Annotated in this window: 13 protein-coding genes; 6 read left to right on the top strand and 7 right to left on the bottom strand. The window is 70.1% G+C overall.

Annotation, left to right across the window (positions count from 1 at the left end):
* Nucleotides 1–41: 41 nt before the first annotated feature.
* From NON00_RS11155 to NON00_RS11145, 3 genes are all read left to right on the top strand, one after another.
* Complete coding sequence (locus NON00_RS11155; protein ID WP_256020738.1) at nt 42–962, top strand: manganese catalase family protein; 921 nt, start codon at nt 42–44, stop codon at nt 960–962.
* Nucleotides 963–1144: 182 nt separating this feature from the next.
* Nucleotides 1145–1999, top strand: a complete 855-nt coding sequence (mutM, locus tag NON00_RS11150; protein ID WP_256020737.1) for a bifunctional DNA-formamidopyrimidine glycosylase/DNA-(apurinic or apyrimidinic site) lyase — start codon at nt 1145–1147, stop codon at nt 1997–1999.
* Between the two features lie 24 nt (nt 2000–2023).
* A complete protein-coding gene (locus NON00_RS11145; protein WP_256020735.1) occupies nt 2024–2797 on the top strand; it encodes an enoyl-CoA hydratase in 774 nt (257 codons plus the stop codon).
* Nucleotides 2798–2936: 139 nt separating this feature from the next.
* Here NON00_RS11145 and mgtE read toward each other — a convergent pair whose 3' ends face one another.
* From mgtE to NON00_RS11115, 6 genes are all read right to left on the bottom strand, one after another.
* Nucleotides 2937–4277, bottom strand: coding sequence for a magnesium transporter (mgtE, locus tag NON00_RS11140; RefSeq protein WP_256020732.1), 1341 nt, complete (start codon nt 4275–4277; stop codon nt 2937–2939).
* Nucleotides 4278–4571: 294 nt separating this feature from the next.
* Nucleotides 4572–5423, bottom strand: a complete 852-nt coding sequence (locus NON00_RS11135; RefSeq protein WP_256020729.1) for a metallophosphoesterase — start codon at nt 5421–5423, stop codon at nt 4572–4574.
* A 3-nt stretch (nt 5424–5426) separates the two neighbouring features.
* Nucleotides 5427–6716: an ABC transporter substrate-binding protein gene (locus NON00_RS11130; protein ID WP_256020728.1), complete on the bottom strand. Its 1290-nt coding sequence runs from the start codon at nt 6714–6716 to the stop codon at nt 5427–5429.
* Nucleotides 6717–6734: 18 nt separating this feature from the next.
* Complete coding sequence (locus NON00_RS11125) at nt 6735–7574, bottom strand: carbohydrate ABC transporter permease (RefSeq protein WP_256020726.1); 840 nt, start codon at nt 7572–7574, stop codon at nt 6735–6737.
* A complete protein-coding gene (locus NON00_RS11120) occupies nt 7567–8568 on the bottom strand; it encodes a carbohydrate ABC transporter permease (RefSeq protein ID WP_256020723.1) in 1002 nt (333 codons plus the stop codon). Before NON00_RS11120 ends, NON00_RS11125 begins: the two co-directional genes overlap by 8 nt.
* Nucleotides 8561–9697, bottom strand: a complete 1137-nt coding sequence (locus NON00_RS11115; protein WP_256020721.1) for an ABC transporter ATP-binding protein — start codon at nt 9695–9697, stop codon at nt 8561–8563. The genes NON00_RS11120 and NON00_RS11115 overlap by 8 nt, the downstream gene beginning before the upstream one ends.
* Nucleotides 9698–9968: 271 nt before the next feature.
* On the opposite strand from NON00_RS11115, the gene rpsT reads away from it, so the two are divergent.
* Together rpsT and dnaA are read left to right on the top strand one after the other, a co-directional pair.
* Nucleotides 9969–10247 (top strand): 30S ribosomal protein S20, encoded by a 279-nt coding sequence (gene rpsT, locus NON00_RS11110; RefSeq protein ID WP_256020718.1) that lies wholly within the window; start codon nt 9969–9971, stop codon nt 10245–10247.
* A gap of 362 nt (nt 10248–10609) precedes the next feature.
* Complete coding sequence (dnaA, locus tag NON00_RS11105; protein WP_256020715.1) at nt 10610–12100, top strand: chromosomal replication initiator protein DnaA; 1491 nt, start codon at nt 10610–10612, stop codon at nt 12098–12100.
* Nucleotides 12101–12212: 112 nt separating this feature from the next.
* On the opposite strand, the gene NON00_RS11100 is transcribed toward dnaA, so the two are convergent.
* Complete coding sequence (locus tag NON00_RS11100; protein WP_256020712.1) at nt 12213–13244, bottom strand: MBL fold metallo-hydrolase; 1032 nt, start codon at nt 13242–13244, stop codon at nt 12213–12215.
* A 131-nt stretch (nt 13245–13375) separates the two neighbouring features.
* On the opposite strand from NON00_RS11100, the gene coaA reads away from it, so the two are divergent.
* Nucleotides 13376–14380 (top strand): type I pantothenate kinase, encoded by a 1005-nt coding sequence (gene coaA, locus NON00_RS11095; RefSeq protein WP_256020710.1) that lies wholly within the window; start codon nt 13376–13378, stop codon nt 14378–14380.
* Nucleotides 14381–14452 lie beyond the last annotated feature (72 nt).

Here is a 14452-nt window from a genome sequence, read left to right as displayed (position 1 = left end):
GCGGTTGCGCAGGTGCACCCCAACACAAGGGAGACGCCTGCATGTTCATGCGGATCGACCGCCTTCAGGCCGAACTGCCCGCGCCCAAGCGCGCCGACCCCAACGCCGCCGCAGCCCTGCAGGAACTGCTCGGCGGGAAATACGGGGAGATGTCCACCCTCGGGAACTACATGTTCCAGAGCTTCAACTTCCGCAGCAAAAGCAAGCTGCGGCCCTTCTACAGCCTGGTCGCCAGCATCACCGCCGAGGAAATCGGCCATGTCGAGCTGGTCTCCAACGGCATCGCCATGCTCGCCAACGGGCCGGATCTCGGGCTGGGCGGGATGGAGGGCGGCGATATCTCCGGCGCGCCTTTCGAGGCGATGAAGGATATCCGCAGCGCCGCCGCCTTCTTCTCGCATGGCGGCGGCGCCACACCGGTGAACAGCAATTCCATGTCCTGGAATGCCGACTTCGTCACCACCACCGGCAATGTGGTGTTCGACCTGCTGCACAATTTCCACCTGGAATGCGGCGCCCGCCTGCACAAGCTGCGCGTCTATGAAAGCCTGAGCGACCCCACCGGCCGCGAGGTCTGTGGCTATCTCCTGGTGCGCGGCTCGGTGCACGCCCATGCCTATGCCCTGGCGCTGAAGAAGCTGACGGGCGTCGCCATCGAGAACATGCTGCCGGTGCCGAACATCCCGCTCGGCAACATCCCGGAATGCCAGAAATACCTCCAGGAAGGCTCGCACCGCCGGCTCTACCGCTTCAGCCCGGAGGATTACCGGGAGATGGCCGGCATCTGGGAAGGCGAGCAGGCCCTGCCCGGCGACCCGCCCGGCGAGCTGGAAGTGGTGGATGGCCTGCCCGAGGGCGGCAAGATCCACCAGCTGGAGGGCGTGCCCTCCGCCTTCACGCCCGACTACGCGCCGGAGGAAATGCTGGAGATCGCCACGAAGCTCTACAAAGCCTCGCGCTGACGGGCGAACGCAAATGGGTTTCCAAAGGCCTCAGGCCTTTGGTGGCTGCGCGGCACTGCCGCGCAGGTGCAGAGAGGGGCGAAGCCCCTCTCAAGCCCGCGCGCCCTCCAGCTTGCGCCACACCCTCCCCGAACCGCCGGGGCTGCCTATACTCCGGGCTCCCTGACCCTGCCCGGACCCCGATGCCTGAGCTTCCCGAAGTCGAGACCGTGATGCGCGGACTGGCCCGCCTGCTCCAGGGCCGCGTCATCACCCAGGCCCAGACCCACCGCGAGGGGCTGCGCTGGCCCTTCCCCGCCGGCCTCGCCGGGCGCCTGACCGGCGCGCGCGTCGAGAATTTCCGGCGGCGCGGCAAATACATGCTGATGCGCCTCTCCGGCGGCGACTCGGTGCTGATCCATCTCGGCATGTCCGGGCGCATGGTGGCGCGGCCCGTGGGCAGCAACCTGCCCCCGCCCCCGCACGAGCACCTCGTGATGCAGACCGATGACGGCCAGCGCATCGGCTTCGCCGATCCGCGCCGCTTCGGCGGGGTGGACCTGCTGCCCACCGCCACGGAGGACCAGCACAAGCTGCTGGCCAGCATGGGGCCGGAACCGCTGGAGGAAGACTTCACCCCCGCCGTGCTCTCCGCCGCCCTGGCAGGCAAACAGACGCCGATCAAGGCTGCGCTGCTGGACCAGCACATCGTCGCCGGGCTGGGGAATATCTACGTGGCCGAGGCGCTGTTCCGCGCCGGCATCTCGCCGCGCCGCCTGGCCCACACCATCCCCGGCGCCCGCGCCACCCGGCTGGTGCCCGCCATCAAGGCCGTGCTGGCCGAGGCCATCGAGGCCGGCGGCTCCTCGCTCCGCGACTATGTGCAGACGGATGGCGAGCTGGGCCATTTCCAGGACCGCTTCCACGTCTATGACCGCGCGGGGCAGCCCTGCCCGCTCTGCCCAGGGCGAGGGCCGGGGCCGGAGACTTGCGGCGGCGTCTCGCGCATCGTCCAATCCGGCCGCAGCACTTTCTTCTGTGCCCAGACGCAACGCTGAAAACCCACGACACGGGAGCGCGCCATGACGGCCTATGAGATGATCCTGACCGAGACGCAGGGCCCCGCCGGCATCATCCGGCTGAACCGCCCCAACGCGCTCAACGCGCTGTGCGACCAGCTGACGCGCGAGCTGGCCGAGGCGCTGCGCGCCTTCGACGCCGACCCGGCCATCGCCGCCATCATCCTGACCGGCAGCGAGAAGGCCTTCGCCGCGGGCGCCGATATCCGCGAGATGCAGCCGCGCAGCTACCCCGGCACCTATCTGAACGACTTCATCGGCGCGAGCTGGGAAGCCGTGCTGACGGTGAAGAAGCCGGTGATCGCCGCGGTGGCCGGCTTCGCCCTGGGCGGCGGCTGCGAGGTGGCGATGATGTGCGACATCCTGATCGCCGCCGACAACGCCAGATTCGGCCAGCCCGAGATCACCCTCGGCATCATCCCCGGCGCCGGCGGCAGCCAGCGCCTGACGCGCGCCATCGGCAAGGCCAAGGCCATGGAAATGGTGCTGACCGGCCGCATGATGGGCGCCGAGGAAGCGGAGCGCACCGGCCTCGTCTCCCGCGTCGTGCCGCTGGCCGAGCTGATGCCGGAGGCGCTGAAGATCGCTGAGAAGATCGCCACCCTCTCTGCCCCCGCCGTCGCCATGGCCAAGGAAGCCGTCAACGCCGCCTTCGAAATGCCGCTGCGCGAGGGCGTCCGCCTGGAGCGCCACATGTTCCTCAGCCTCTTCGGCACCGAAGGGCAGAAGGAAGGCATGGCCGCCTTCCTGGAAAAGCGGAAGCCTGTCTTTAAGTAAAAGAAAAAAATCTTCTTTTTCTGAAGAAAAAGAAGCAAAAAGACTTTTCCAGTTTGGCGTCCCGCCTCAGGCCATCAGCGGGACGCAAACTGAAAAAGTTTTTTGGTTCTTTTTTTCAAAAAAGAACGTCTTTCCTTGCCTAAAGCAGTGTCCCGCCCAGCACCAGCATGGCGACGCTGAAGTAGATGACGAGCCCCGTCACATCGACCAGCGTCGCCACGAAGGGGGCGCTGGCGCTGGCGGGATCGAAGCCCAGGCGCTTCAGGGCGAAGGGCAGCATGGCGCCGGAGAGCGAGCCGAACAGCACGATCCCCAGCATGCCCAGCGCCACGGTCAGCGCCACCAGCAGCACATGCGGGCCGTAGTCATAGAGGCCGAGCCCCTGCCAGAGCAGGATGCGGGCGCAGGCCAGCCCGCCCAGGATGCCGCCCAGGGCCAGCCCCGTCGGCGCCTCGCGCAGCGCGACGCGCCACCAGTCGCGCAGCCGCACCTCGCCCAGCGCCAGGGCGCGGATCAGCAGGGAGGTGGCCTGGCTGCCGGAATTGCCGCCCGAGCTCATGATGAGCGGGATGAACAGCGTCAGCACCAGGGCCTTTTCCAGCTCATCCTCGAAATACTGCATGGCGCTGGCGGTCAGCATCTCGCCCAGGAGCAGGATGCAGAGCCAGCCGGCGCGCTTGCGCAGCATCTCCAGGAAGCCCAGGCGGAGATAGGGCTTGCCGAGGGACTCGACGCCGCCGAAGCGCTGGGCCTCCTCCGTGTCGCGCGCCGTCACGGCGTCCAGCACGTCGTCCACGGTGACGATGCCGAGCACGCGGCGCGCCGTGTCCAGCACCGGCACCGCCAGCAGGTCGTGCCGGGCGAAGAGGCGGGCCACCTCGTCGCGCGGCGTGGCGGGGGAGACGAAGACGGGCTCCTGCACCGGGGCGAGGTCGATGGCCTTCTGTTCCGGCCGCCCGGTGATCAGCCGGCGCAGGGAGAGGGTGCGCAGCAGCACGCCGCTCGCCGGGTCGAGCAGGTAGAGGGCATAGACCGTCTCCCGCGTGCGCTCGACGGCGCGGATATGGTCCAGCGCCTCGGCCACGGTGGCGGTGGCCGGCAGGCTGACGAATTCGGTCGTCATCAGGCTGCCGGCGCTGCCCTCGGGGTAGCCGAGAAGCTGGCGCAGCGTGCCGGCCGGCTCCGGCTCCAGCGGGGCGAGGAGGCGGGCGCGCTCGGCGGGGCGCAGTTCACGCAGCAGGTCGGCGGCGCGGTCGGCCGCCATCTCGGCCAGGCGCTGGCTGGCCAGCGGCGGGGGCAGGCCGCGCAGCAGCGCGGTGGCGCCGTGCAGTTCGGGGTTGTCGAGCAGTTCCACCTGCCGCTCGGCCGGCAGGGTGAGGAAGAGGGCCAGGGCCTCTTCCGCCGGCAGTTCGTTCAGGTGCTCGACGAGGTCGGCGGCATGGCCAAGGGCCAGCCGCAGGGGGGCGGAGGTCTGAAGCATGGGCTCACCTGTTTGCGTCCGCCGCCGGCGGCCGCGCGGCGAGCCCTCGGGCTCAGCCGGCGCGAACCAGGGCCAGGGCGGACAATCGAGAGTGACTGTCGCTGGGCATGTTTCGGTTCGGGGTCCTGGAAAACGGCGCATCTGGCGCCGCTGTCGGGCAGATGAACCCGCCTGGGAAGCGAGTCAAGCCCATGGAGAAAAAGCTATCTGGCGGGGTCCCCCAAGGAAAATTTGGGGGGACCCTGTCCCCCCGGCGGAGGGGTCTGGGGAGGCAGAGCCTCCCCAGGAGACCAATCAGGCCGCCACCGGCTTCTGCGGCCCGTAGATATGCGGCATCAGCCCGATATCATGCGGCTGGAGGCCGGGCAGCGGCAGGATCTCCGCCTCATGCCGCCCATCCGCGTGCAGCCGGTGGCGGACATAGCCGAGGCGCTTATCCCCCATCCGCGCCTGCCAGGTGTCGCCGACGAAGAAGGCGACGGCCGGCGCCCAGACATGGCGGAAGCCCTCCACCACGCCGCGGTCCTGCGCCTGGTGCACATGGCCGGAGGCGATGAAGGCGACATCATGCCCGGCCAGCAGCCCGAGCAGCCGGCGCCGCGCCCCCGGCAGCACCGCCCAGTAGGTGAGCTGGCTTTCCGCCATCGTCACCTCGCAGAGCGGCTTGTGCTGGAAGAGGCCGATGCGCCGCCCGGCGGCGCCGGCCAGCGCCTCCTCCAGGAAGGCGAACTGCGCCTCCGCCTGGGGCAGGCCGGTGCCGGTGATCAGGGTGTTCAGCCCGATCAGCCGCCAGCCCGGCACGTCGCGCAGGAAATAGCCCGGGCCGAAGGCGGCCTCCCAGCGGGCCATGCGGGTGGCATCCGCCGGGGTGTCGCCGCCACAGGCCGGGTCGTTGCCGACATCATGGTTGCCGGGCACCGCCAGCCAGTCGAGGCCGAGCCCGTCCATCGCCGCGCGGGCGAAGGCGAGGTCCTCCCCGCCCTGCGGCCCCGGCTGCTCGCCATGGGCGGAGACATCGCCGGTGTGGATGACGAGGTCCGGCGCCTCGGCCAGCAGGTGCTCGGCCAGCGCCTCGAAATTGGCGCTGAAGCCGGGATGCAGGGCGGAGAGGTGGGTGTCGCTGATCTGCGCCAGGGTGAAGGCCATGGCTCAGGCCTTGCGCGGCAGCAGGCGGCGCACCTCGGCGGCCATGTCGGCCTGCACCTCGGCCGGGGTGGCGCGCTGCTCGACGATGCGGGCCAGGTTGTCCACCATGGTCTGCGTCACGCGCACGCTGTTGGTGCCGGGGAAGGCATACCAGGGCACCGAGATGGGGATCTGCTTCACCGCCGGCACGAAGAGCGGGTTGTCCTTGTAGAACGCCGCCAGATACTGCGGCTGGTCGATGGCGAGCTGGTTGCAGGGCAGGTAGCCGGTGTTCTTCACCATCATCGCCTGCCCCTCGGGGCCGGTGGAGAAGCGCAGGAACTTCCACGCCGCCTCGCGCTTCGCCGGGTCCCTGGCCAGCAGCATGCCGGCGGCGCCGCCGGTGGGCAGGCGGCCCTTCTCGCGGTCGATCACCGGCATGGTGGTGGTGCGCAGCTCGAAGCTGTTGCCGACATTGGCCAGCGTGCCGCGCACCAGCGCCGTGGTCTGGAAGATCATGCCGAGCTTGCCGGCGGCGAAGGCCTGCCGCGCCGCCGGGGCGGTCAGGTTGGGCATGCCGCCTTCCTTCACCATGCGCTCCAGCAGGGTCAGGGCGCCGAGGCCCTCGGGGCCGGCGAAGCCCACATCGCGCTCATCCGCCGCCAGCATCCGGCCGCCATGGCCGAAGAGCAGGGCGGAGAACATCCAGTCATCGCCGTTCCAGGTGAACCACAGCCCCTCATGGCCATCGCCCAGGCGCTTGATGCGCGCGGCGAGGTCGAGCACGCCGTTCCAGTCCGTCGGGAACTGGTCCGGGTTGCCACCGGCGCGGCGGACGAGGTCGGCGTTGAAGTAGCAGACCGGGTTGGAGGCGGCATAGGCCAGCCCCGCCTGGATGCCGCCGAACTGGCCGAGGGCCAGGAAGTTCGGCGTATAGCCCTGCTGCTCCGGGCGGCCCTCCTGGGCCAGCAGCGGCGCCAGATCCTGGGCGAGGCCGCGCTCGGCGAAGATGCGCAGGCGGTTGAAGCCCTGGTAGGAGAGGTCCGGCAACTGCCCCGTGCTGGCCTGGCGCAGGATGAGCTGCGCGCCCTCCTCATAGTTCGGGGTGGTGACATAGGTCACCTTGATGCCCGGCTCCGCCTTGGCGAAGGCGGCCAGCATCGCGTCATAGGCCTCCTTGTAGATGAAGGGCTGGGCGTAGTGGACGGTGATCTCCGTCTGCCCTTGGGCGCGGAGGAGGCGCGGGGCGGCGAGGCCGGCGAGCGTGCCGGCCGAGAGCAGCAGCGCCTGGCGGCGGCTGAAGGAAGGGGTCATGGCGGGGTCTCTCCGGTGTCAGCCCTTGAGGCCGGTGGTGGCGATGCCTTCCACGAAGCGCCGCTGCGCCAGCAGGAAGGCCAGGACCAGGGGGGCGGTCATGATGACGGCGGCGGCCATGAGCATGCCGATATCGTCATCCCCCTCGCTGGTGCGGAAGAAGAGGACGCCCAGCGCGGGCGTCGCGTGCTGCGGGCCATTGACCACGATCAGCGGCCAGAACAGGTCGTTCCAGTGCGCCACCACCGAGAAGATGGCGAAGGCCGTGGCGGCCGGCCAGGCATTCGGCAGGATGACGCGCCAGACGATGGCCATCTCCCCCATGCCGTCCAGCCGCGCGGCGTGGATCAGCTCATCCGGCAGCGCCTTGAAGAACTGGCGGAACAGGAAGATGGCGAAGACGGAAATGGTGGAGGGCGCGATCAGCGCCGTGTAGCTGTCGAGCAGGCCCAGCGCGCTGAAGCCGGCGAAGAGCGGCAGGGCCGGCACATGCGGCGGCACCAGCAGCCCGAGCATGACGGCGCCGAACAGCACCTCCCGCCCGCGGAATTCCAGCTTGGCCAGGGCATAGCCGGCGGGAATGGCGAAGAGCAGCTGGAAGGCCAGGATGCCGCCGCAGACGATGACGCCGTTCCACAGGTAGTGCAGCACCGGCAGCCTCTCGAACACCGCGCCATAGTTGCGCGCGGCGGCGAAGGTTTTCGGCCAGAGGGAGAGGCTGGCGGAGAAGATCTCCTCCGCCGGCTTCAGGCTGGCCGAGACCATCCAGAGATAGGGCAGCAGCAGCAGCAGCCCGAGCAGGGCGAGCAGGCCGAGGCGCGGCAGGTCGCGCAGCCAGGGGGTATCGCGCTCAGGCATAGTGCACCCGCTTGTCGAGGAGGCGCGTCTGCAGCCACATCAGCGCCAGCACGATCACCAGGAAGACCAGGGTGATGGCGGCGGAATAGCCGAGGCGGAAGAAGGTGAAGCCTTCCTGGTACATGGTGTGCAGCAGCACCTCGGAGGCCTTGGCCGGGCCGCCCTGGGTCAGCACCTTCACCGTGTCGAAGACGCGCACGGCGCGGATCATGGTGATGGTGAGGATGAAGAGCGTGGTCGGCCCCAGCATCGGCCAGGTGACGAGGCGGAAGCGCGCCCAGGCCGAGCCCGCGCCATCCACCTCCGCCGCCGCGTAAAGCTCGCGCGGGATGGCGGTCAGCCCGGCCAGGAAGAGCACGAGGTTGAAGCCGAGATTCTCCCAGATGCCGATGCCGGCCAGGGACCACATCACCATGCCCGAGTCGGAGAGCCAGGCCGGCCCCGCCACCCCCACCTGCCGCAGCATGGCGTTGAGCGGGCCGATGGTGGGGTGCAGCAGGTATTGCCAGGCCGTGGCCATGGCCACCGTCAGCGATACCACGGGCAGGAAGAAGAGGGCACGGAACAGGGTGCGCCCGCGCCGCCCGCCCTCGATCAGCAGGGCGATGGCCAGGGCGCCGAAGATCGAGCCGGGCGTGACCACCGCCACATAGAACAGCGTGTTGGCGAAGGACTGGCGGAAGCCGCGGTCGCGCAGCAGCTCGGCGAAATTGTCGAGGCCGATCCAGGCGAAGCCACCGGCGCCCAGTTCGTAATCGGTGAAGGCCAGGGCCATGGCGGCCAGGGTCGGCAGCAGCAGCAGCACCACATAGGCCAGGATGGCGGGGAGGGTCAGGAGCAGCCAGGGGGCGCCGCCCCCTGGACCCCCGCCAGGAACCTGAGGTTCCTGGACCTCCCTTCCGTTCGCGGGGTCCGGGGTGGCCGTGCCACCCCGGCGGGAGGGTCCAGGGAGGGCGGCGCCCTCCCTGGCCTCGGCCTCCAGCAGCTCAGGCATAGGCCACGTCCCGCGCCGGCAGGCGCCTGCCATCGGCGCCGAAGAGCAGCGCGCGGTCCGGCTCGAAGCCCAGCGCCAGCTTCTGCCCCGCCGCCAGCCCGGCCCGCCGCTCCGGCGGCAGGCGCAGCACCAGGGCGGTGCCGCAGGGCTCGTGGCGGGCATGCAGCAGCACGGCATCGCCCAGGAACTCGACCGCCTCCACCCGCACCGCCAGGCCCTGCGCGGCGGGGAAGAGCGCCTCGGGCCGCAGCCCGAGCGTGACCGGGCCGGGCGTGGTGCGCAGCCCGATGGGCCGCCCCGCCACGCGCACCAGCCCATCCGCCCCGGCCTCGGCGGCCAGGGTGTTGATGCGCGGCGAGCCGATGAAGGCGGCGACCCGCAGATCCGCCGGGTCGGCATAGATGGCCTCGGGGCTGGCGACCTGGAGGATCTCGCCCCCCTGCATCACCGCCACGCGGTCGGCCATGGTCATGGCCTCGGACTGGTCATGCGTCACATAGAGCGTGGCGCAGCCGGCGCGGCGGTGAATCCCGACGATCTCCCGCCGGGTGTGGACGCGCAGCGCGGCATCGAGGTTGGAGAGCGGCTCATCCATGAGGAAGGCGGCGGGGCGGCGGACCATGGCGCGGGCCAGCGCCACGCGCTGCCGCTGCCCGCCCGAAAGCTGCCCCGGCCGCCGCGCCAGCAGCGCGCCGAGGCCGAGCGACTCGGCCGCGGCACGCACCTCGGCGGCGATGGCCCCGCGCGCGGCGCGGGCGCCGGGCAGCAGCCCGCCCAGCAGCGGCAGGCGCTGCGCCGCCGAGAGCCGGCGCATGGCCAGCGGCACGGCGATATTCTCCGCCACCGTCAGGTGCGGGTAGAGCGCGTAGGACTGGAACACCATGGCCACATCCCGCGCGGCCGGGCGCAGCGCGGTGACATCCCGCCCCTGGATCAGGATACGCCCCGAGTCGGGCTGTTCGATGCCGGCGATGATGCGCATCAGGGTGGACTTGCCGCAGCCCGAGGGGCCGAGCAGGGCGACGAATTCCCCCGCCGCCACCTGGAGCGACACCCCCTTGAGCACGGGCTGGGCACCGAAGCGCCGTGCCACCCCCTCGATCGTGATTCCTGATGCGGTTGCTGGCACCTGCCGACCCCGGTCTATTCCGGGGCGCCCTCTAAGCGGCGGAAATGACAGGGCCGTGCCGCTTCCGCGAAGCTTTGATGGCATTCCGGCTGCGGGACGGGTTGCGCCATGCAGCCCGGTGGCGGGCGTCATGACTTTGTCCACAGGGCGTCATGCATTGACTCTGCACACCCCGGGCGGGTAGAAGCGGCGCCTTCCCGCAGCGCAGCCATCGGGCAACCCATGGCCGCGAGCGTCCCTGAGACACAGACGACTGGTTCGAAACACCGCCATGGCGAACACGGCTTCCGCGCGCAAGCGCATCCGGCAGACGGCCACTCGCAACGAGCGCAACCGCGCCCGTCGGTCCCGCGTCGGCACCTTCCTGACCAAGGTTCAGAAGGCCATCAGCAGCGGCGATAAGGCCGCCGCCCAGGCCGCCTTCAAGGACGCGCAGCCGGAGATCCAGCGCGCGGCCAGCAAGGGCGTGATGCACATCAACACCGTGGCGCGCACGCTCTCCCGCCTGTCCGCCAAGATCAAGGCCCTGGGCGCCACCGCCCAGGCCTGATCGCACCGCGACTTTCTGCGGGGTGACCGGCGGCTTTCGTGTTCTCGCTAAGAACCCGTTGCGCCCGAGGCGCGGCGGGGGATAGCCTTCCAGAACAGGCCGCCGCACAAGAGTACCCATTTACATCACGGCGTTACCGGTCGTCTTCGGTCGTCGGGTTCACTTCTTTGAATCCGACACTGCAAGCGAATCGGTGATTTGCGTCTATTGTCCGGCGCGCTGTAGGTCTGTGTCGTCCCGGCCCCTTCCCGCTCCCCGGGCTGGGGGCTGATCGGGGCAGCGCGCCTGTGGACCGGTTCTTGTCGCCCCGCGAGGGGTCGCTTCAGCTTGGCCAAGGGCCAGAAGGGTGGCAGGTGCTTCGCATGGAGAATGAGCTCGGCACTTCCTCCGCCGCCGCGACCGGGCAGATCGCGGAAGCCTGGGCCCGCATCCGCGGCCGCCTGCGCGAGGAAGTGGGCGAGGTCGAGTATCGCAGCTGGCTGCGGCAGATGACCCTCTCCGCCATCGAAGGCGAGGAGGCGGTCATCCTGCTGCCCACGCGCTTCCTGCGCGACTGGGTCCGCAGCCATTATGGCGATCGCCTGCGCAGCCTGTGGACGGCCGAGAATCTGGGGGTGCGCCGCGTCGAGATCCGCGTGGCGCCCGAGGGCCGCGCGCCGGAGGCCGAGGCCGCGCTCGCCTCTTCCCTGGCAGAGAATCTGGCCGCCCCGGCGCCGCAGGGCCTGGCCGGCGCCGCGCCGCAGCCGCGCCCCACCCAGTCCACCCTCGCTTTGGCCGAGCCCGTCGCCTCCGCCCCGCGCGGCGATGCGCGCAGCGACTCGCGCAATGACTGGGCGGCGCCGCTCGACCCGCGTTTCACCTTCGACAGCTTCGTCGTTGGTAAGCCGAACGAGTTCGCCCATGCCTGCGCCCGCCGCGTGGCGGAGAAGCCGGCCAGCCCGGGCTTCAACCCGCTCTTCCTCTATGGCGGCGTCGGCCTGGGCAAGACCCACCTGATGCATGCCATCGCCTGGGCCATCAGCTTCAACGGCCAGCGCAACGTCGCCTATATGTCGGCCGAGAAGTTCATGTACCGCTTCATCGCCGCGCTGCGCTCGCAGAGCACGATGGAGTTCAAGGAATCGCTGCGTTCCGTCGATGTGCTGATGATCGACGACCTGCAGTTCCTGATCGGCAAGGACAACACCCAGGAAGAATTCTTCCACACCTTCAACGCGCTGGTGGATGCGGGGAAGCAGATCGTCGTCTCCGCCGACAAGTCGCCCTCCGACCTGTCCGGCCTGGAGGACCGCCTGCGCACCCGGCTGGGCTGCGGCATGGTGGCCGATATCCACGCCACCACCTATGAGCTGCGGATTTCCATCCTCCAGGCCAAGGCGCAGGGCGCCGAGGTGGATGTGCCGCCGCGCGTGCTGGAATTCCTGGCGCACAAGATCACGTCCAATGTGCGCGAGCTCGAAGGCGCGCTGAACCGCCTGATCGCCCATGCCAATCTGTTCGGCCGGCCGATCACGCTGGAATCGGCGCAGGAAGTGCTGCATGACATCCTGCGCGCCCATGACCGCCGCGTGACGATCGAGGAGATCCAGCGCAAGGTGGCCGAGCACTACAATATCCGCCTGACGGACATGTCTTCCGCCCGGCGCGCGCGCAATGTGGCGCGGCCGCGCCAGGTGGCGATGTATCTGGCCAAGCAGCTGACCAGCCGCTCCCTGCCTGAGATCGGCCGCCGCTTCGGCAACCGCGACCACACCACGGTCATGCATGCCGTCTCCCGCGTGGCCGAGCTGATGCAGTCCGACAGCACCTTTGCCGAGGATGTCGAACTCCTCCGCCGCATGCTCGAAACCTGATTCTTTCAGGCTGCCGCCATCTGGTGGAGAGGCGGGACGCGGCACTCCGCCGGGGCGGCCACTGAGAGAAAAAAGATGGGGGTCTGGGGGAATTCCTTCCCCCAGACTTTTTTTATACCTTTTCGTAAAGCGGCACGCCGCCCTCCCCGCGCCGAATGCGCCCCTCCGCCAGCAGCCGGTTGAGGTGAGCGAGGGTTTCCCCCAGGGCGAAGCCGATGGCCCGCTCCTCCTTCACGCGCGGGAAGAGCACCCCCATGGCCTGATACGCCGTCAGGGGCGTGGCGCAGGCGGCGGCGAGGGTATCCAGCCGCTCGGCGTGATGGTCGGCCAGGGCGGTGACGCGCTCGCGCAGGCCGGTGAAGGGCTCGCCATGCGAGGGCAGCACGAGGGTGGCCGCCGGCAGGGCCGCCAGCCGGGCATTCGAGTCGAGGAAGTCGCGCAGCGGGTCGGCCTCCGGCTCGCTGGCGCCGACGCCGATATAGGGGCTGATGCGCGGCAGTACCTGATCGGCTGAGATCAGCACGCCGAGTTCCTCGCAATGGAGGCAGGCCATTTCCGGCGCGTGCCCGCCGCCGGTGAGCACCCGCCAGGACCGCCCGCCCACCGCGAGCACGTCATCCTGGGCGATGCGCTGGTATTGCCGCGGCAGCGCCACCACGGAGCGCGCATAGAGCGGCCCGCGCCCGCCGAGATAGGAGAGATACCCCTCCGGCGCGCCACAGGCGCGGGCGAAGCGGAGTTGCTGGCCCGTCATCCCCTCATCCGTGTCGAGGGCGAGGAAGCGCGCCATCAGGTATTCCGTGCGCGGCATCAGCAGCGGGGCGCCGCCGCGCTCGCAGAGCCAGCCGGCGAAGCCGACATGATCGGGGTGGAAATGCGTCACCAGCAGGCGGGTGACGGGGCGGCCGCCCAGTTCCGCCTCCAGGATGCGGGTCCAATGGGTCAGGGTGGCCTCGGAGCGCGCCCCGGCATCGACGGCCAGCCAGCCCGCGCCATCCTCGATCAGCCAGAGGTTCACATACCAGGGGGCGAAATCCAGCGGCATGCGGGCCCAGAAGAGGCCGGGCAGGACGGGGGTGAGGCGGCCCGGCTCGGGCGGCGCCGGCAGGGTGTGGGCATGCGCGTGCGTGGGTGCGTGTGTCATGAGGGGTGCAGGTTTCCTCCGTGCTTCGCCGGCCATCCTGAGCGCAGGCACCGCGCCCGGCCAGACCCCCCTTCGCAACGCAGCAAAGCGGTGCCAGAATCAGGCACACCCGGGCCGATGAGGAAAAGCCCATGCCCCCCGCCAGCCAGACCCCGGCCCTCCTCACCCCGCTGGCGCTGCGGCGCCGCGGCGTGGCGCGCAGCCCCGAGGCCTACCGCATCTTCAGCCGCCCGGACTGGGCGGCGCTGCGCGCCAATACGCCGCTCTCCCTCTCGGTGGAGGAGTTGGAGGGGCTGCGCGGCGTCTCCGAGGCGCTCTCGCTCGACGAGGTGGCGGAGGTCTTCCTGCCGCTCTCCCGCCTGCTGAACCTGAAGGTGGCGGCGGCGCGCGGGCTGGGCCAGGTGCAGGACATCTTCCTGGGGCAGCAGGCGGGCCTGGGGCGGGAGGCGGCGCCGCCGCCCTATATCATTGGCATCGCCGGCAGCGTGGCGGTGGGCAAGAGCACCTTCGCCCGCGTGCTGCAGGCCGTGCTCTCGCGCTGGCCGGACCACCCGCGCGTGGCGCTGGTGACGACGGATGGCTTCCTCTACCCCACGCGGGTGCTGGAGGCGCGCGGGCTGATGCAGCGCAAGGGCTTCCCGGAGAGCTACGACCTGCGGCGGATGATCGGCTTCCTCAGCGCCGTGAAGGCGGGGGAGGCGGAGGTCTCCGCCCCGGTCTATTCCCACCTCACCTACGACATCCTCCCCGGCCAGCGGCAGATCGTGCGGCGGCCGGACATCCTGATCTTCGAAGGGCTGAACGTGCTCCAGGCGGCGCCGGGGGCGCCCTCGCTGGCCTCGGATTTCTTTGACTTCTCGGTCTATGTCGATGCCGAGGAGGCGCAGATCGCCCAATGGTATGAGGAGCGCTTCCTGCTGCTCCAGCGCACCGCCTTCCAGGAGCCGCGTTCCTATTTCCACCGCTACAGGGACCTGCCGCGCGAGGAGGCGCTGGCGGTGGCGCGGCGCATCTGGCGGGAGATCAACCTGCGCAATTTGCGGGAGAATATCCTGCCGACGCGGGAGCGGGCGCGGCTGGTGCTGCGCAAGGGGGCCGGGCACCGGGCGGAAGAGATCTGGCTGAAGCGGATGTAGCCGCGCGCCCCGCCCACCGGCGGACCGGAAGGCGCGGGGCGGCGAAAAGGTCTGAGGCCCTGTCGCTTCACC

The organism is Roseomonas sp. GC11, assembly GCF_024437745.1.
Lineage (GTDB): Bacteria > Pseudomonadota > Alphaproteobacteria > Acetobacterales > Acetobacteraceae > Pseudoroseomonas.
This window is presented reverse-complemented; position numbering and strand designations above follow the sequence as displayed.

Excerpts from the sequence above, each read along its gene's own strand:
- NON00_RS11155 (WP_256020738.1), top strand. The coding sequence starts at position 42 with ATGTTCATGCGGATCGACCGCCTTCAGGCCGAACTGCCCGCGCCCAAG.
- mutM (WP_256020737.1), top strand. The coding sequence starts at position 1,145 with ATGCCTGAGCTTCCCGAAGTCGAGACCGTGATGCGCGGACTGGCCCGC.
- NON00_RS11145 (WP_256020735.1), top strand. The coding sequence starts at position 2,024 with ATGACGGCCTATGAGATGATCCTGACCGAGACGCAGGGCCCCGCCGGC.
- mgtE (WP_256020732.1), bottom strand. The coding sequence starts at position 4,277 with ATGCTTCAGACCTCCGCCCCCCTGCGGCTGGCCCTTGGCCATGCCGCC.
- NON00_RS11135 (WP_256020729.1), bottom strand. The coding sequence starts at position 5,423 with ATGGCCTTCACCCTGGCGCAGATCAGCGACACCCACCTCTCCGCCCTG.
- NON00_RS11130 (WP_256020728.1), bottom strand. The coding sequence starts at position 6,716 with ATGACCCCTTCCTTCAGCCGCCGCCAGGCGCTGCTGCTCTCGGCCGGC.
- NON00_RS11125 (WP_256020726.1), bottom strand. The coding sequence starts at position 7,574 with ATGCCTGAGCGCGATACCCCCTGGCTGCGCGACCTGCCGCGCCTCGGC.
- NON00_RS11120 (WP_256020723.1), bottom strand. The coding sequence starts at position 8,568 with ATGCCTGAGCTGCTGGAGGCCGAGGCCAGGGAGGGCGCCGCCCTCCCT.
- rpsT (WP_256020718.1), top strand. The coding sequence starts at position 9,969 with ATGGCGAACACGGCTTCCGCGCGCAAGCGCATCCGGCAGACGGCCACT.
- dnaA (WP_256020715.1), top strand. The coding sequence starts at position 10,610 with ATGGAGAATGAGCTCGGCACTTCCTCCGCCGCCGCGACCGGGCAGATC.
- NON00_RS11100 (WP_256020712.1), bottom strand. The coding sequence starts at position 13,244 with ATGACACACGCACCCACGCACGCGCATGCCCACACCCTGCCGGCGCCG.
- coaA (WP_256020710.1), top strand. The coding sequence starts at position 13,376 with ATGCCCCCCGCCAGCCAGACCCCGGCCCTCCTCACCCCGCTGGCGCTG.